At 70.7% G+C, this 16,945-nt stretch carries 17 protein-coding genes; 13 read left to right on the top strand and 4 right to left on the bottom strand.

Translation table 11 applies throughout. The annotated features are described in order from the left end of the window. Window positions 1-247: 247 nt before the first annotated feature. A complete protein-coding gene (locus tag D3272_RS11285; RefSeq protein WP_129219267.1) occupies window positions 248-1,435 on the top strand; it encodes a bifunctional 2-C-methyl-D-erythritol 4-phosphate cytidylyltransferase/2-C-methyl-D-erythritol 2,4-cyclodiphosphate synthase in 1,188 nt (395 codons plus the stop codon). Beyond that, complete coding sequence (locus tag D3272_RS11280; protein ID WP_129219352.1) at window positions 1,435-1,932, top strand: CinA family protein; 498 nt, start codon at window positions 1,435-1,437, stop codon at window positions 1,930-1,932. Before D3272_RS11285 ends, D3272_RS11280 begins: the two co-directional genes overlap by 1 nt. A gap of 50 nt (window positions 1,933-1,982) precedes the next feature. Here D3272_RS11280 and D3272_RS11275 read toward each other — a convergent pair whose 3' ends face one another. Beyond that, complete coding sequence (locus D3272_RS11275; protein ID WP_129219266.1) at window positions 1,983-2,444, bottom strand: type II toxin-antitoxin system RatA family toxin; 462 nt, start codon at window positions 2,442-2,444, stop codon at window positions 1,983-1,985. Between the two features lie 318 nt (window positions 2,445-2,762). Here D3272_RS11275 and D3272_RS11270 point away from each other — a divergent pair, with 318 nt between their 5' ends. Genes D3272_RS11270 through D3272_RS11255 form a run of 4 tightly spaced genes read left to right on the top strand, consistent with a single transcriptional unit; the run spans window position 2,763 to window position 7,455 of the window. After that, window positions 2,763-3,323 (top strand): polysaccharide biosynthesis/export family protein, encoded by a 561-nt coding sequence (locus D3272_RS11270; protein WP_129219265.1) that lies wholly within the window; start codon window positions 2,763-2,765, stop codon window positions 3,321-3,323. Between the two features lie 44 nt (window positions 3,324-3,367). Continuing rightward, window positions 3,368-4,570 (top strand): glycosyltransferase, encoded by a 1,203-nt coding sequence (locus D3272_RS11265; protein ID WP_129219264.1) that lies wholly within the window; start codon window positions 3,368-3,370, stop codon window positions 4,568-4,570. 25 nt (window positions 4,571-4,595) lie between these two features. Then, a complete protein-coding gene (locus D3272_RS11260; protein ID WP_245496509.1) occupies window positions 4,596-6,152 on the top strand; it encodes an undecaprenyl-phosphate glucose phosphotransferase in 1,557 nt (518 codons plus the stop codon). Continuing rightward, window positions 6,142-7,455, top strand: a complete 1,314-nt coding sequence (locus D3272_RS11255; protein WP_129219263.1) for an O-antigen ligase family protein — start codon at window positions 6,142-6,144, stop codon at window positions 7,453-7,455. Before D3272_RS11260 ends, D3272_RS11255 begins: the two co-directional genes overlap by 11 nt. On the opposite strand, the gene D3272_RS11250 is transcribed toward D3272_RS11255, so the two are convergent. Further along, complete coding sequence (locus tag D3272_RS11250) at window positions 7,392-8,663, bottom strand: glycosyltransferase family 4 protein (protein WP_129219262.1); 1,272 nt, start codon at window positions 8,661-8,663, stop codon at window positions 7,392-7,394. The two genes, D3272_RS11255 and D3272_RS11250, sit on opposite strands and share 64 nt — an antisense overlap. Before the next feature lie 205 nt (window positions 8,664-8,868). On the opposite strand from D3272_RS11250, the gene D3272_RS11245 reads away from it, so the two are divergent. From D3272_RS11245 to D3272_RS11225, 5 genes are all read left to right on the top strand, one after another. Beyond that, complete coding sequence (locus tag D3272_RS11245) at window positions 8,869-9,438, top strand: fasciclin domain-containing protein (protein WP_129219261.1); 570 nt, start codon at window positions 8,869-8,871, stop codon at window positions 9,436-9,438. A gap of 11 nt (window positions 9,439-9,449) precedes the next feature. After that, window positions 9,450-9,884, top strand: coding sequence for a DUF423 domain-containing protein (locus tag D3272_RS11240; protein ID WP_129219260.1), 435 nt, complete (start codon window positions 9,450-9,452; stop codon window positions 9,882-9,884). A gap of 168 nt (window positions 9,885-10,052) precedes the next feature. Then, on the top strand, window positions 10,053-10,601 hold the full coding sequence (locus D3272_RS11235) for a sigma-70 family RNA polymerase sigma factor (protein WP_129219259.1): 549 nt from the start codon (window positions 10,053-10,055) through the stop codon (window positions 10,599-10,601). Continuing rightward, window positions 10,598-11,329 carry an anti-sigma factor gene (locus D3272_RS11230; RefSeq protein ID WP_129219258.1) on the top strand — a complete coding sequence of 244 codons (732 nt, stop codon included), beginning with the start codon at window positions 10,598-10,600 and terminating at the stop codon, window positions 11,327-11,329. The genes D3272_RS11235 and D3272_RS11230 overlap by 4 nt, the downstream gene beginning before the upstream one ends. A gap of 165 nt (window positions 11,330-11,494) precedes the next feature. After that, a complete protein-coding gene (locus tag D3272_RS11225) occupies window positions 11,495-12,112 on the top strand; it encodes a sigma-70 family RNA polymerase sigma factor (protein WP_129219257.1) in 618 nt (205 codons plus the stop codon). 299 nt (window positions 12,113-12,411) lie between these two features. Here the strand turns inward: D3272_RS11225 and groL are convergent, their stop codons facing one another. Then, complete coding sequence (groL, locus tag D3272_RS11220) at window positions 12,412-14,058, bottom strand: chaperonin GroEL (RefSeq protein ID WP_129219256.1); 1,647 nt, start codon at window positions 14,056-14,058, stop codon at window positions 12,412-12,414. Window positions 14,059-14,153: 95 nt separating this feature from the next. Continuing rightward, window positions 14,154-14,441, bottom strand: a complete 288-nt coding sequence (groES, locus tag D3272_RS11215; protein WP_129219255.1) for a co-chaperone GroES — start codon at window positions 14,439-14,441, stop codon at window positions 14,154-14,156. Between the two features lie 288 nt (window positions 14,442-14,729). Here groES and D3272_RS11210 point away from each other — a divergent pair, with 288 nt between their 5' ends. Both D3272_RS11210 and D3272_RS11205 read left to right on the top strand, forming a co-directional pair. Then, window positions 14,730-16,505, top strand: a complete 1,776-nt coding sequence (locus D3272_RS11210) for a sensor histidine kinase (protein ID WP_129219254.1) — start codon at window positions 14,730-14,732, stop codon at window positions 16,503-16,505. Then, a complete protein-coding gene (locus tag D3272_RS11205) occupies window positions 16,505-16,945 on the top strand; it encodes a response regulator (RefSeq protein ID WP_129219350.1) in 441 nt (146 codons plus the stop codon). Before D3272_RS11210 ends, D3272_RS11205 begins: the two co-directional genes overlap by 1 nt.

Genomic DNA, 16,945 nt, shown 5'->3' with positions numbered 1-16,945 from the left:
CCCGCAAGCAGGGGTGGACGCGATCACGGGTGTGGCTGTCCTGGCATGGCGGTCGCGTCTCGCGGGTCGGGGACGGGCGCGCCGGATCGGCCATGGCCCGATGCCGCTTTCGACGCCAGTCCGAATGGCTGCCCGCATTGTAGTCAAGTGCCGCGGCGCGGCAAGGCCGCCCGGCCGGGGTCGCGCCGGTTTGACCTCGCGGCCGAAAGACGGGAAAGAGGGGGCCGAAGAGGAGGCCGGCAGGTCGATGATGGAACGTACTCACGTGCTGGTCGTGGCGGCCGGGCGCGGATCCCGGGCCGGGACCGGCCTGCCGAAGCAGTATCGCGCCCTCGCCGGCCGCCCCATCCTCGCCCGCACGCTGTCGGCCTTCCTGCGCCGCTCCGACCTCGGCTCCGTCGTGACGGTGATCCACGCCGACGACCGCGACCTCTACGACGCCGCCGTCGCCGGCCTCGACGGGCTGGCGGCGCCGGTCGTCGGCGGGGAAACCCGGCAGGACAGCGTGCGGGCGGGCCTCGAAGCCCTGGCGGCCCGTGGCGCCGGACCGGACGACGTCGTCCTGATCCATGACGGCGCCCGGCCCTTCGCGACCGACGACCTCGTCGACCGCGCCATGGCGGCGGGGCGGTCCGGCGCCGCCGTGCCGGGCTGCCCGGTCTTCGACACCGTGAAGGCCATCGACGCCGACGGCCGCATCACCGGCACGCCGGACCGGTCCGGCCTCAGGCTGGTCCAGACCCCGCAGGCCTTCCGCTTCGGGCTGATCGGCGACGCCCACGCCCGGGCGGCGGCCGAGGGCCGCCACGACCTCACGGACGATGCCGCCGTGGCGGAGTTCGCCGGCCATGCCGTGACGGTCTTCGCGGGCGACGCCGCCAACGTCAAACTGACCACCACAGCCGACCTCAAAGCCGCGGAGCGCCGCTTGCAGCCGACCCTCGCCGACATCCGGACCGGACAAGGGTTCGACGTCCACGCCTTCGTCGAGGGCGACCACGTCTGGCTCGGTGGGATCCGCATCCCGCACACCCACAAGCTGAGCGGCCATTCCGACGCCGACGTGGTGCTGCATGCCCTGACGGACGCGCTGCTGGCCACGATCGGCGACGGCGATATCGGGTCGCATTTCCCGCCCTCTGACATGCAGTGGAAGGGAGCCTCCTCCGATCGCTTCCTGCGCCACGCCGCCGAACGGGTGCGGGCGCGGGGCGGCGTCATCGCCAACATCAACGCCACCATCGTGTGCGAGGCGCCGCGCATCGGCCCCCACCGCGACGCCATGCAGAAGCGCATCGCCGAGATCGCCGGCATCGCGCCGGACCGGGTCGGGGTGACGGCAGGGACCTCCGAAAGGATGGGCTTCACGGGCCGGGGCGAAGGCATCGTGGCCTGGGGCCTCGCCACGGTCCGCCTGCCGGCCGCGGCGGACTGATCGTGTTCCCGGACGACCTCATCCGCCGCGCCGCCGACCTCGTCGCCGCGACGCGCGGCCGCGGCCTGCTCCTGGCCACGGCCGAATCCTGCACCGGAGGCCTCGTGGCCGCCCTGCTGACCGAGGTCCCGGGCTCCTCGGCGGCGGTCGAGCGGGGCTTCGTCACCTATTCCAACACGGCCAAGTCCGAGATGCTGGACGTGCCCCCGGGCCTCATCGCGGCCGAGGGCGCGGTGTCCGAGGCCGTGGCCCGCGCCATGGCGCAGGGCGCGCTCGCCCGGTCCGCCGCCGACCTCGCCGTGTCCATCACGGGCATCGCCGGCCCGGGCGGGGGGAGCGCGACGAAGCCGGTCGGCCTCGTCCACTTCGCCTGCGCCCGCCGGGGCGGCGCCGTCCGGGCCGTGGAGCGCCGCTTCGGCGACATCGGCCGCGGCGCGGTCAGGCTGGCGTCCGTGGCCCAGGCGCTGGAGCTCTTCGAGGCGGCCCTGGCGCCGTAGGGGGGTGCCGGCTCACGGACGAGGCATCGGCGGCCCGGCGCCTCGTCGTCTCAGCCGTAGACCTTGTCGGCCCGCTGCTCGAAGGCTTCGGCGAACCGGCTGAAGGCGCCCTCGAACATCGACCCCATGAGCAGGCCCAGCATGCGGCTCTTGAACTCGTAGGTGATGAAGAACTCCACCGTGCAGCCGGCGGAACCGTCGCCCGGCGGCCTGTCGCGGAAGGTCCAGCGGTTCTCGAGCGAACGGAACGGGCCGTCGATATATTCGGCCGTGATGATGTTGGCGGGGCGGTCGAGCGTGACGCGGCTCGTGAAGCTTTCCCGGATCGCCTTGAAGCCCACCCGCATGTCGGCCACCAGCACCTCCCGCCCGTCCGGGAGGGTCGAGCGCCGGCGCACCGTCAGCCCCTGGCACAGCGGCAGGAAGCCCGGATATTTCTCCACGTCGGCGACGAGGTCGAACATCCGCTCGGCCGGGTGGGAAACGTTGCGGATCGTGCGGAACGAGGGCATGGCGGGAACACGATACTGGGGGGTCTGGATCGGGCGAAGGGCCGTCCGCCGCGATGTCGGGCTCGTCCCGAGGGCAAGGCGCATCGCCCCGGCACGAGAACGTCCAAGCGTCTAGCTCTCCGGGCGTGTCGCGGGCAAGGGGTGGCGGCTGCGATGATGCCGCGGACGGTTCCGGCGGCCGTGCCGGCGCACCACCCGGGACGACCGAACCCCGGCGGCCGGGTGCGTTTTGGGTTTCGTTAACCCTAACGGACTATCGATGGCCTCAGTTCTCTTCCGCCGCGACGAATCGTCGGGGCCTCACGCCCGGGCCGTATCATGCGCCGTTTCGCCCTAGCCCTCTGCCTCGCCGGCGCTGCCGCGCTCGCCGGCTGTGCCAACCCGGTCTATCGCACCGACGTCTTCAAGGCACAGCTGACGGCCCCCTATACGCTCGCCAGCGGCGACCGCATCCGGGTCATCGTCTTCGGCCAGGACGCGCTCTCGAACTCCTACGCCATCAACGGCTCCGGCATGATCTCCATGCCGCTGATCGGCGACGTGCCGGTGGGCGCGCTGACCACGGCGGACGCCCAGCACGCCATCGAGACCAAACTCCGCGGCGGGTTCCTGCGCGATCCGCACGTCGCCATCGAGGTCGAGGCCTACCGGCCCTTCTTCGTCCTCGGCGAGATCACGACGGCCGGCCAGTACCCGTTCATCAACGGCATGACGGTGCAGAAGGCCATCGCGGTGGCGGGCGGCTTCGGTCCCCGGGCCGACCGGAACTCCGCCAACATCACCCGCATGATCAACGGCGTCCAGGTCACGGCCCGGGTCCCGCTGGCCTATCCGGTGAGGCCCGGCGACACGATCAACGTCGAGGAACGCTTCTTTTAACATTTGCTCGCCATGGTGGGCCGTCGCAACAGCGAGGCTCAACGATGGCGCACCAGCGCGGCCTGGATCATGCTCCGCTCAGGGTGATGCACGTGCTCCGGGCGCCGTTGGGCGGCCTCTACCGGCATGTGCTGGACCTCAGCCGAGAGCAGGCCCGCCGCGGCCATGCCGTCGGCCTCATCGTCGACGCCAACACGGGCGGCGACTACGCCGACCGCACCCTGCGCGACCTCGCGCCAAGCCTCGCCCTCGGGCTGTCCCGGGTGCCCATGCACCGCAACCCCAACCCGTCCGATGCCGCCGCCCTGATGCACGTGCTGCGACGCCTGCGGGACGCCGGGCCCGACGTGGTCCACGGCCACGGCTCCAAGGGCGGCGTGTTCGCCCGGCTGCCCGGCCTGCTGCCCGGCGGCGGGCGCTCGGTGCGGGCCTACACGCCGCACGGCGGCAGCGTGAACCACCGCCCCGGCACCCACGTGCATCGCCTCTACATGGCGGTCGAGCGCCTGCTCGGCCGCAGCACCGACCTGCTCCTGTTCGAGAGCGCCTTCATCGGCGCCCGGTACCGTGCGGTCGTCGGGGAGCCGAGCGCCCTCGTGCGCGTCGTGCACAACGGCATCGCCGACGACGAGTTCGAGCCGGTCGTCGCGGCACCGGACGCGGCCGACTTCCTCTACGTCGGCGAATTGCGGGCCGCCAAGGGCATCGACGTCCTCCTGAACGCGATCCAGGCCGTGGGCCGGCGCTCCGGGACGACGCCGCGCGCCGTGCTGGTGGGCTCGGGACCGGACCGGGACGCGCTGGAAAGGCTGGTGGTCGACCTCGGCCTGTCGGGACGCGTCACGCTCACCGGCCCGCTGCCGGCCCGACAGGCCTTCACGCTCGGCCGGACCCTCGTGGTGCCGTCGCGGGCCGAATCGCTCCCCTACGTGGTGCTGGAAGCCGCCGCGGCCCGGCTGCCGCTGATCTCGACGGACGTCGGCGGCATTCCGGAGATCTTCGGACCCTACCGGAGCCGGCTGATACCGCCCGACGACGTCGAGCGGCTCGTCGCCGCCATGACGGCGGCGCTGGCGGCGGCCCCCGCGCGCCGGGCCAAGGAGGCCGCGGAGCTCGCGGCCTTCGTGCACGACGGCTTCTCCATCACCGCCATGGTCGACACAGTGGTGTCGGCCTACCGCGATGCCCTCGCGGCCCGGGACCGCCCGACCGTGGGACGCCACTCCGAAATCGCCCTTTCCCCCTGAGGCAGCACCCGTGAAACTCTCGAAGATGAGCGCGGCCGCCTTCACGCCGGACGACGTCCGGCAGATGGGTGCCGCCCCTGCCGTCCCGGACGCCGAGGCCCATGGGGGATCCGGGAGCGCGGACCACATCCTCGCCACCCTCGCGGAAACCATGGGGCCCCTCGACGCGCGGCCGCATTATTCCCCCCTGGTGCTCGCCGGCCTGGCCCGCGCCACCGAATTCGGCCTGCTCTGCGCCACCGGCGTGCTGGTGCACCTCGCCTATGTGGTGCCCCAGGTCGGCTACGGCTTGGCCTACGACGTCGCCATCCCGGCCATGGCGGCCCTGGCCATCCTGGTCTTCCAGGCCCTGCGCATCAACAACGTGGCGGCGTTCCGGGCACCCATCTACCAGGGCTTCCGGATCGCGGGCGGTTGGAGCCTCGTCGTCATGGCGGCGCTCGGCGTGATCTTCTTCCTCAAGCTCGACGCCACATTCTCGCGCGTGTGGATGGTGGGCTGGTACGGGCTGGGGCTCGGCGCCCTGCTGGTGGAGCGCGGCATCCTGTCGATCGTCACCGCCCACATGACACGCACCGGCCGGCTCGACCGGCGCACCGTGGTGGTGGGCGGCGGGCCGGCCGGCGCCGCCCTGCTGGAAGAACTGTCCAAGCAGCAGAACACGGACCTGCGCATCTGCGGCGTCTTCGACGACCGCACCGACGCCCGCTCGCCCGACGTCGTCGCCGGCTATCCCAAGCTCGGCAACGTCGACGACCTCGTCGCCCTGGCGCGCCACACCCGCATCGACCTCATCATCTTCACGCTGCCGATCACCGCCGAGCAGCGCCTGCTGACCATGCTGCGCAAGCTCTGGGTGCTGCCCATCGACATCCGCCTCGCCGCCCACACCAACAAGCTGAAGTTCCGGCCCCGCTCCTACTCCTACATCGGTTCCGTCCCGGTGCTCGACGTCTTCGACAAGCCCATCGCCGATTGGGACGTCGTGATGAAGACCATCTTCGACCGGGTCGTCGGGGCGCTGGCGCTCGTCGTGCTGTCGCCCCTGCTGCTCGCCGTCGCGATCGCGGTGAAGCTCGATTCGCGCGGTCCGGTGCTGTTCAAGCAGAAGCGCTACGGCTTCAACAACGAGGCGGTCGAGGTCTACAAGTTCCGCTCGATGTACGTCGACAAGCTCGACTTCGCCGCCGCCAAGCAGGTGACCCGCGACGACCCGCGCGTGACCCGGGTCGGCCGCTTCATCCGAAAGACCTCGATGGACGAGCTGCCGCAGCTGTTCAACGTGGTGTTCAAGGGCAACCTGTCCCTCGTTGGGCCCCGGCCGCATGCGGTGCACGCCAAGGCCGCCGACCGCCAGTACGACGACGTGGTCGACGGCTACTTCGCCCGCCACCGCGTCAAACCCGGCATCACCGGCTGGGCGCAGATCAACGGCTGGCGCGGCGAAACCGACACGCCCGTCAAGATCCAGCGCCGCGTCGAGCACGACCTCGCCTATATCGAGAACTGGTCGCTGTTCTTCGACCTCTACATCCTGCTCATCACGCCCTTCGCACTGATCAAGACCGAAAATGCCTATTGAGACGGCGGCGGCCGGCGGCCGGGGAGCCCTGCCCGCCCCGGCGCTACGGGCCGACTATGGGCGCCTCGTGAACGGCAGCTTCGCGCTCTTCGTCTTCTGCGGCGCCGTGGCGATCATCGAGCCCTCGCCCTACGACTTCGCCTCGCTGGTGGCCATCCCGATCTGGTTCCTCGGCGGCTTCAAGGTGCACCGCACCTTCCTGCCCTTCTTCGCCCTCATCAGCCTCTACAACATCGGCGGCTTCATCGGCCTCATCCCCTACATCGTCGAGCCCGAGCCGACGCTGTTCATGCTGCAGTCGCTCTACCTCGCCGTCACGACCCTGGTCTTCGCGCTGTTCTTCGCCGAGGACACGCTGCGCCGGACCGAGATCGTGCTGAAGTTCTACGCCGCCAGCACGGTCCTGGCGGCCCTGTGCGGCATCGCCGGCTATTTCGGCGTGGCCGGGCTCGGCGACCTGTTCTCGCGCTACGGGCGCGCCTCGGGCACGTTCAAGGATCCCAACGTGCTGGGCTCCTACCTCATCATGGGGGCGGTCTACTACATCCAGACGCTCGTGCTGGGGCGCACCCGCCACGTCGTCGCGACCGGCGCCGCCCTGCTCGTCGTGGTGGCGGGCATCTTCCTCTCCTTCTCGCGCGGCTCCTGGGGCGCCTTCCTGGTGGCGACCCTGCTCAGCATCGCCCTCGCCTACCTGACCAGCGCGGAGCCGAAGCTGCGCCGCCGCATCATCGTCATGACGCTGCTGGCCGCCGGCATCGCGGCACTGGTGCTGGTCGTGCTGCTGGCGATGCCCGGCACCCGGAGCTTCTTCCTGCAGCGGGCCGCGCTCGAGCAGGACTACGACGAGGGCGTGACGGGCCGGTTCGGCAACCAGATCCGCTCGATCCCGATGCTGCTCGACCGCGTCAACGGCTTCGGCCCGCTGCGCTTCCGTCTGATCTTCGGGCTCGAGCCGCACAATTCCTACGTCAATGCCTTCGCGTCCTACGGCTGGCTCGGCGGCTTCGCCTTCCTGGCCCTCGTCGGCCTCACCACCTACATCGGCTTCCGCATCGCCTGGGTGGCCTCGCCGTACCGCCGCGCCGCCCAGGTCTTCTGGCCCTCGCTGATGGTGTTCCTGCTCCAGGGCTTTCAGATCGACATCGACCACTGGCGCCACGTGTTCCTGATGCTGGGCGCGGTCTGGGGCATCGAGACGGCCCGGGTGCGCTGGCGCGAGCGCCAGGCCGGCCCCGCTCAGGCGCTGAGCCGCTCCGCAGCCTCGGCGACCCCGGTGCCGGCCGGCAGCAGGCCGCTGTAGAGCGCCACGATGGCGTTGACGTGCCGGTCGAGCGTGGCCGGCGCCGCCCAATAATCGTCGTAGGCGGCGCGGGACATGGCGGCGACATCCGCGCCTGCGAACCGCTGCAGCGCTTGCGCGAGGTTGTCGACGTCGTTGCGGCGGAACCAGAGACCCGAAACGCCGTCCTCGATCGCCTCGCGGCCGGCGCAGCCGTCCGACACGATGACGGGCGTGCCCAGCGCCTTGGCCTCGAGCACGGTGAGCGGCTGGCCCTCGTACCAGATCGACGGGAACACCAGCGCGCCGGCCTCCCGGAGGTAGCGATGGACGGAGGCCGGGTCCTGCCAGCCCACGGTCCTGACCTCGGGATAGCGGGACCGTAACTCGCCGAGCAGCGGTCCGTCGCCCACGAAGAGCGCCTCGATCCCGGCCCGCCGCGCGGCTTCGGCGAAGAGCAGCGGCCCCTTCTCGGGCGAGATGCGCCCCACGAAGGTCAGGGGGCCGACGGGCCCGGCGGGCTTGTGGCCCTGCGGCGCGACGCCGATCGGGTTCGACACGAGGTGGACGCGTGCCGACGCCGGCAGGAGATGGCCGACGGCTTCGGACTGGAAGCGCGAGATCGTCACGATGTCGGAGAAGCAGTCCGGCAGGTGCGCGACCCGGTCCATCACGACGTGGCGGGCGCCGCGCCACAGCTTGCGGGCATAGCTGCGCGAATCGCAATCCGTCGCCCAGCAGGCCGCCGACAGCGGTTTCAGCCGGCAGGGTTCCTCGGTGCGGTAGTTGAACAGCCCGCCGTTGGGGCACATCAGCGAATATTCGTGCAGCGTGTAGAGCGCCGGCAGGCCGGAGGCGGCGATCGGGGCCGCGATGGATGGCGACAGCGCCTTGGCCCAGCCGTGCACGTGGACGAGGCTGCGGTCCCGCGGCACGTCGGCGAGCAGTTCGCCGAGCGCCGAAGCCGCCCGCGCGTTCCAGATGCCCTGGGCGGCGGCGGCCAGGACGGAACCGTTGCCCACGAGGTCCCGCTGGCCGAGGCAGACCGTGCGGATGCCCGCCGCGTCGAGTTCGGGCGCGACCGGCCCGGACGCAGCGAAGACGATGGGGTCGTGGCCCCGGCGTTTCAGCCCGATGGCGCTGTCGAAGGCGACGCGCGCCTGCCCGCCGGTGACGTGGGCATGGTCGACCACGATGACGACCGTGAGGGACGTTGGGCTTGACGCCATGGCGACGGGCACTCGCGCTGGAAGACTCTCGCACTGGAGCGCGACTCTGCGCCTTCGGGCCGCGACGGGCGAGCGATCCCCGCCGACAGGGTGAACGAGCCCCTCGCGCGAGATAAATCGCGGGCGGATTGAAACTCGGCCTCTCCATTCCCGTAACTGCACCGTCCCCCGCCAGACAGGGGTCCAAACCATCTCGGAGAACGACATGTCCAACGTCCATGGGAAGCGCCACGTCCTCGCAGGCTTCGCCGTCGCCCTGTCGCTCGCGGTCGTCCCCGCGACCGCCTTCGCCAACCCGAAGGTCGGCGGCGCCCCGATGTATGCCGACAAGCCGATCGCGGTGAACGCCAGCGCCGCCAAGAACCTCACGACCCTGGTGGCCGCCGTGAAGGCCGCGGGCCTCGTCGACACGCTGGCCAGCCCCGGCCCCTTCACGGTCTTCGCGCCGGTCAACGCCGCCTTCGCCAAGCTGCCCAAGGGCACCGTCGCCACCCTGCTCAAGCCCGAGAACGTCGACAAGCTGAAGGCGATCCTGACCTACCACGTCGTCCCCGGCACGCTGACGGCGGCCGACCTGCTGAACCAGGTCAAGGACGGCGGCGGCAAGGCCGAACTGAAGACCGTCGAAGGCGAGACCCTCACGGTCATGAAGAAGGGCAAGGGCTTGACGGTGACCGACGCCAAGGGTGACGTGGCCAATGTCACGACCGGCGACGTGATGCAGTCGAACGGCGTCGTGCACGTCATCGACAAGGTGCTGCTGCCGGCCAGCTGATCGGAGATCCGATGCTCGACCGCCCCGCGCCCACCGAATCGACCGCGGTCTCCCCGGCCCCGAAGGCACGCCTCCGGTGGCCCCTGGCCTTCGTCGCGGCGGCCGGGCTGATGGGGGCGGCGGGCGTCGGGATCGGGGCGGCGGCCGCCCATGGCGGCGGCAACGACCTCGCCAGGACCGCGTCCGAGTTCCTGCTTCTCCACGCCGCGGCCGTCGTGGCCGCCAGCGGGATGGCTGTCGCCCTCGGCCGCACGTCGAGCCTCCTCGTCGCCGTGCTGGGCCTGCTCACGCTCGGGGCGACGCTCTTCGGTGGCGAACTCGCACTGGCGGGCCTCGCCGCCTGGCGCCCGCTGCCGCTGGCCGCCCCGACGGGCGGACTGTGCCTGATGGCGGGCTGGCTGGGCCTCGCCGTCGCGGCCCTGCGGGCCATGCGGAACGCCGGATGAGGCCTCTGGACGCGGCGTCGGGCGGAGAGATCGGCGGCTCGGGCCCTCATCATGTGTGGATCGCGGGCGGTGTCGGGCTTGGCAGCCAGGAGGCCGGCCATTAGCGTTGCGTCCGGCTTGACCGTCGTCCCGCTCGCCGCGGAGCGCCAGGGCCGGGATGGACGCTCGATGTTGGAACAGAGGCGTGACCTCGTCGATCTGATGCGGCGGGTCGCGGCACGCGATCGAGACGCCTTCGAGGACCTTTATCGGGTCACGAGCGCCAAGCTCTACGGCGTCGTCGTCGGCATCCTGGTGCGCCGCAGCCTGGCGGACGAGGCGCTGCAGGACGTCTACGCGCGAATCTGGGAGCGCGCCGGAGATTTCGACCCGGCCAAGGGATCGCCGATCGCCTGGATGGCGGCCGTCGCCCGGAACCGGGCGCTCGACGACCTCCGCCGTGCCAAAGCCGCCCCGGTCTCGACCCTGCCGGAGGGGTTCGACGTGGCGTCGGAGGAGGCCAATGCCCTCGACGCCATGGTGGGCAACGAGCGGCTGCGGGCCTTGATGGCCTGCCTCGACCGGCTCGACGCCGAGAAGCGCGAGGCCGTGCTCCTCGCCTACTACCGGGGCTGCAGCCGGGAAGACCTGTCCCGGCGCTACGGCCGCCCCGTCCCGACCATCAAGACCTGGCTGCACCGCAGCCTGCTCCAGCTGAGACTCTGTTTGCGCCAATGACCGACCCCGACGACAGGGACCTGCTCGCCGCCGAATACGTCCTCGGGACGCTCGATGCGGACGAGCGCGCGTCGGTCGCGGCGCGCCTCGAGGGCGACGCGAGCCTGGCGGCGGCCGTGGCGGTTTGGGAAGACCGGCTCGCCCCCCTGACGGCGGCCATCCCCGACCTCGCCCCTCCCGCGGCAGTCCGCGACGCCGTGATGGCGCGCCTCTTCGGGCCGGATGCCGGCGCCGGCGCGGCACAGTCCCGCGTCGTCGATGCCGCCGCCGTGCTGCGCCGTCGCCTGCGCCGCTGGCAGGCGGCGGCCGGCGGGCTCGGGCTTCTGGCGGCCTCGCTCCTCGGCTGGGTGGCGCTGCGCGAGGTCCGTCCCGTCACCCCAGGGTCGGCGCGGTTCACCGCCGTGCTGCAGCGGGAGCCGGGTGCGCCCACGATGGTGCTGGACATCGACCTCGCGGCGCGGCGCCTGACCGTGACGCCGTTGCTGGCCTCGGCGCCCGCGGGCCGGGCCTATGAACTCTGGATCATCGATCCCGCACTCGGCGCGCCGCGCTCGCTCGGCGTCGTGGCGGCTCGCGCCGGCGCGGCGGAAACGCTGACGGGCTACGACCCTGCGGTCCTGGCCGGTGCCACCTATGCGGTGACGATGGAGGCCTCCGGCGGTTCCCCGACGGGCCAGCCGACCGCGGCCCCGATTTTGACGGGCAAGCTCGCGCCGACCCGGTCGTGATGGGTTGATTTCGCCTCTGAACGATCCAATATCGGGCGCGGTGAAGGCGCCCCGCCGCCTCCCCGACTCCGGGCAGCCATCGGGACGCGTCATCGCATCTCCGGCCTGCCTTCCGTCTCGCGAGCGTTTCGGGGCGGCGTTCCAGCGTCATCAGGGAAGACCGTCATGAGCACGCCTACCGGAGAGGCCCAGACCGGCGAAACCGAGGCGTTGTCCGGCGAGGCGGCCGCAAAGCGGCTGAAGGACGAGATGCTGGGCACCATTCCCAGCCTGCGCGCCTTCGCCTTCTCGCTCTGCGGCAATGGCGACCGTGCCGACGATCTCGTGCAGGAGACGCTGATGAAGGCCTGGATCAACCAGAACTCCTTCACGCACGGCACCAGCATGTCGGCGTGGCTCTTCACGATCCTGCGCAACGTCTTCTATTCCGAATACCGCAAGCGCCGCCGCGAGGTCGAGGATGCCGAGGGCACGATGGCGGCTCGCCTCGTCTCGGTGCCGGAACAGAACGGCCACATGGACCTGCAGGACCTGCGTAGCGCCCTCGCCAAGCTGCCACCCGAACAGCGCGAAGCGCTGATCCTGGTCGGCGGCTCGGGTTTCGCCTACGAGGAGGCGGCCCAGATCTGCGGCTGCGCCCTCGGCACCCTGAAGAGCCGCGTCAACCGCGCCCGCACCGCCATCGCCAACCTGATGGCCATCGAATCCACCGGCGACGTCGGCCGCCCCGAGTGGCACGCCATGGGCGATCTCGGCAGCATCATGATGTGGGAACGCAACTGAGCCGCGGCGCGGCCGCACCCGGCTTCCCGCCAGCTCCATAACCACACCGTCACGGCTTCGGCCTGCAGCCCTCTCCGGTCACCGGGGAGGGCTTCGTCATGTCGGGGTCCGTCCCCGCGCCCCCATGCCGCCGCGCCGGTCCGAAGGCCGGGTGGTGCCGCGAACGACGACACCCCCGGGATCGCTCCCGAGGGTGTGGCGCCGGAGCCCATGACGGGGCTGGCCTTCAAGACCTGGCGTGTGTCGGTGAGTGGCCGACACACGCCCGGCGGCTCGGACCTCCGAGCGGATAGGACGTCTTAGAAGTCCATGCCGCCCATGCCGCCGCCGCCGCCACCGCCCATCGGCATGGAGGCGGACTTGTCCTTCGGCACTTCGGCGACCATCGCCTCGGTCGTGATGAGGAGGCCGGCCACGGAGGCGGCGTCCTGCAGGGCGGTGCGGACGACCTTGGCGGGGTCGACGATGCCGGCCTGGATCATGTCGACATACTGCTCCGTCTGGGCGTTGAAGCCGTAGGTCTCGGAGCTGTTCTCGCCGATCTTGCCGACCACGATCGAGCCTTCGACGCCGGCGTTCTCGACGATCTGACGGATCGGGGCTTCGAGGGCCTTGGCGACGAGGTTGATGCCCGACTGGACGTCGGCCACGTCGCTCTTGAGCGCCAGGACGGCCTTCTTGGCCCGCAGGAGGGCGGTGCCGCCGCCGGGCACGATGCCTTCTTCCACGGCCGCGCGGGTCGCGTTGAGGGCGTCGTCGACGCGGTCCTTCTTCTCCTTGACTTCGACCTCGGTCGAGCCGCCGACGCGGATCACCGCGACGCCGCCCGCGAGCTTGGCCAGGCGCTCCTGGAGCTTCTCACGGTCGTAGTCCGAGGTGGTCTCCTCGATCTGCGCCTTGATCTGGGCGATGCGGGCGTCGATGTCTTCCTTCTTGCCGGCGCCGTCGATGACCGTGGTGTTCTCCTTGTCGATGCGGATGCGCTTGGCGCGGCCCAGCATCTGGAGCGTCACGGACTCGAGCTTGATGCCGAGCTCCTCGGAGATCATCTGGCCCTGGGTGAGGATCGCGATGTCCTCGAGCATGGCCTTGCGGCGGTCGCCGAAGCCTGGGGCCTTGACGGCCGCGACCTTGAGGCCGCCGCGCAGCTTGTTGACGACGAGCGTGGCGAGCGCCTCGCCCTCGACGTCCTCGGCCACGATCACCAGCGGCTTGCCGGTCTGCACCACCGCCTCGAGGACCGGCAGCATCGCCTGGAGCGAGGACAGCTTCTTCTCGTGGATCAGGATGTAGGGGTCGTCGAGCTCGGCGACCATCTTCTCGGCGTTGGTGATGAAGTAGGGGCTGAGGTAGCCGCGGTCGAACTGCATGCCCTCGACGACGTCGAGCTCGGTCTCGGAGGTCTTGGCTTCCTCGACCGTGATGACGCCCTCGTTGCCGACCTTCTGCATCGCCTGGGCGATCATCTCGCCGATCGACTTGTCGCCGTTGGCCGAGATGGTGCCGACCTGGGCGACTTCGTCGGAGGAGGCGATCTTCTTGGCGCGGGCCTTGATGTCCTTGATGGCGGCTTCGACGGCGAGGTCGACGCCACGCTTCAGGTCCATCGGGTTGATGCCGGCCGCGACGTACTTGGCGCCCTCGCGGACGATGGCCTGGGCCAGCACGGTCGCCGTGGTGGTGCCGTCACCGGCCTTGTCGTTGGTCTTCGAGGCCACTTCGCGCACCATCTGGGCGCCCATGTTCTCGAACTTGTCCTCGAGCTCGATCTCCTTGGCGACGGTGACGCCGTCCTTGGTGATGCGGGGCGCGCCGAAGCTCTTGTCGATCACGACGTTGCGGCCCTTGGGGCCGAGCGTCACCTTCACGGCGTCGGCGAGGATATCCACGCCGCGCAGCATCTTGTTGCGGGCGTCGGAGGAGAAACGTACGTCCTTGGCAGCCATGTGACTGAACTCCTGGATGTGAGAGGGGAACGTGGAAGGCGGACCTGGCGGGCCGTGCGGGCGAAAGCGCCGCGCGCGGCCTCAGCAGCGTCGGCTCAGCCCACCACGCCCATGATGTCGCTCTCCTTCATGATGAGGAGATCCTGGCCATCGATCTTGACCTCGGTGCCCGACCACTTGCCGAACAGCACCTTGTCGCCGGCCTTCACGTCGAGGGGCGTCAGCTTGCCGCTCTCGTCGCGTCCGCCGGGGCCCACGGCGATGATCTCGCCTTCCTGGGGCTTCTCCTTGGCGGTGTCCGGGATGATGATGCCGCCCTTGGTCTTCTCTTCGCCTTCGAGGCGCTTGACGACCACGCGGTCGTGCAGGGGACGGAAATTCATGGAAGCGTTCCTGTTCGTGAGTTGAGGCCGCCGTGCTATACGGCGCGCCATCCGCAGAACCTGATCCTGGCGCGGCTGTTAGCACTCCCCCGAGGAGAGTGCCAAGCGCGGCCCTGACCTAATGCCCGTGCCTGGCCCTGTCAAGACGCCGCAGATTGCGGTACAGGCGGGGAAGCCGGCATGTTTTGGCCGGACGGCGAAAGCTGGTAAGGGGACGGCCCGTCCCCAAGGCCCGTCTCAAGGCCCCGCCACTTGCCCCGTCAGCCCGCCATATTCAGCCGAGACGCCATGTTGGAACGCACCGCCCGGCCTCGCCTGGTCCGCTGGCCCCGCTCCTCGGTGAACCGCATCACGCTGGCCATGGGCGCCTGCGGCTTCGCCCTCATCGTCGTCACGTCGGGGTTCATCGTCCATCGCGAGCGCGACATCGCCTTCCGCGAGGCCCGCACCGTGGCCCAGGGCGCGGCCTTCTCACTGGCCGACCATGCATCGCGCCTGTTCGAGGTGGCGGACCTCGCCCTGCGCACCGCGAGCCTGTCGCTCGGCGACCTGCCCTGGGACGAGGCCGCAGGGTCGCGCGCGCTCTGGGCCGAGATGCGCACGACCTCCGAGGCCCTGCCCTACATCCGCGACCTGCTCTTCGCCGATGCCGCGGGCCGCCTGCGCCTCGCCACCATGGCGTTCCCGGCGCCCGGCGTCGACCTGGGCGACCGCCCGGCCTTCGCGGCGGCTCGGGACGGCGCGACCGGCCTCGTGATCGGGGACCCGATCGTCGGCCGGGTCACCGGCAAGCCGTCGTTCCTCATCGCCCGCCGCCTCGGCGATGCCGACGGGCACTTCCGCGGCATGGCGGCGGCCACGGCGGACCTCGACTATTTCGGCACCTACTGGCGCCGGCTGTCCCTGCCGAACGACGCCCATGTCGCGCTGGTGCGGGTCGACGACGGCCGCATCCTCGTGCGGCTCCCCGAGGCGCCGGCCGGAACGCCGACCTCCATGTCCGCCATGCAGGCCATGGCGACCGCCGAGCCCATGGCCGGCCGCTACGAGCCGACGCCCGGCCGCGTGGGCTTCTACCAGCGCGTCGGCGACCTGCCCCTCGTCGTCACGGTCTCCTACAGCGAGGCCGCGGTGGGCACCGCCTGGCTGTCCTGGCTCTGGCTGTTCCTGCCGTTCCCGGTCGCCGCCACCGCGGCCCTGGTCGGCTTCATGGCCCTGGTGCGCCGGCAGGGCCGGGTCGAAGCCCAGGCCAACCGCGAGGTCTACCGGGCCCGCGCCGCCCTCGCCGCCGCCAACGGGCGGCTGGAGCAGCGCGTCGCCGAGCGGACCGCCGATCTCCAGGACAGCAACGCCGAGATCCAGCGCTTCGCCTATATCGTGAGCCACGACCTGCGGGCCCCGCTCGTCAACATCATGGGTTTCACCTCCGAGCTGCAGCGCCTGCGGGACACGATCTTCCCCGATTCGTCGGCCCTCCCCGAGACGGTGCGGGAGGACTTCGACGAGGCCATCGGCTTTATCAAGTCCTCGATCGACAAGATGGACCGGCTCATCAAGGCCATCCTGCTGCTGGCGCGGCAGGGCACGCGCGTCTTCGCGCCCGAAAGCGTCGACATGGAAGCGATGATGCGCTCCATCGCCGACGGCGTGGCCCACCGGGCGCAGTCGGCCGGCGCCACCGTGGCGGTCGGGCCCATGCCGCGCCTCGCCATCGACCGCATCGCGGCCGAGCAGGTGTTCTCGAACCTCGTCGACAACGCCGTGAAATACCTGCGTCCCGGCGTGCCCGGCACCGTGGCGGTGACGGCCGAGGTGGCGAACGGGCGCGCCACCTTCCGCGTCGCCGACAACGGCCGCGGCATCGACGACCGGGACCACGCGCGCGTCTTCGAACTGTTCCGCCGGTCCGGGCCGCAGGACCGGCCGGGCGACGGCATCGGCCTCGCGCATGTGAAGACGCTGGTGCGCCAGCTCGGCGGCACCATACATCTCGCCTCGACACCCGGACAGGGCAGCACCTTCACGGTGACCTTGCCCCTGGAGCCCTACGGAGCCGCAGCATGATGGCGCTCACCCAGGCCGTCTCGATCCTGATGATCGAAGACGACGACGGCCACGCCCGCCTGATCGAGAAGAACATCCGCCGGGCCGGCGTCACCAACGAAATACTGCACCTGCGCGACGGCACCAGCGCCATCGACTTCCTGTTCGGCGGGGACGGCGTGACCCGCGCCGATCACCAACCCTTCATGATCCTGCTCGACCTCAACCTGCCGGACATGAGCGGCGTCGACATCCTGCGCCGCGTCAAGGCCGACGAGCGCTTCCGCCGCGCGCCCGTCATCGTGCTGACCACGACCGACGACAAGGCCGAGATCGAGCGCTGTTACGATCTCGGTTGCAACGTTTACATCACAAAGCCGCTCATCTATCACAACTTCGCCGAAGCGATCCGCCAACTGGGGCTGTTCCTGTCCGTGATCCAGATGCCCGAGCAAGTCTGA

Source organism: Lichenibacterium ramalinae (assembly GCF_004137085.1).
In the GTDB taxonomy this organism is placed as follows: Bacteria; Pseudomonadota; Alphaproteobacteria; order Rhizobiales; family Beijerinckiaceae; genus Lichenihabitans; species Lichenihabitans ramalinae.
This window is presented reverse-complemented; position numbering and strand designations above follow the sequence as displayed.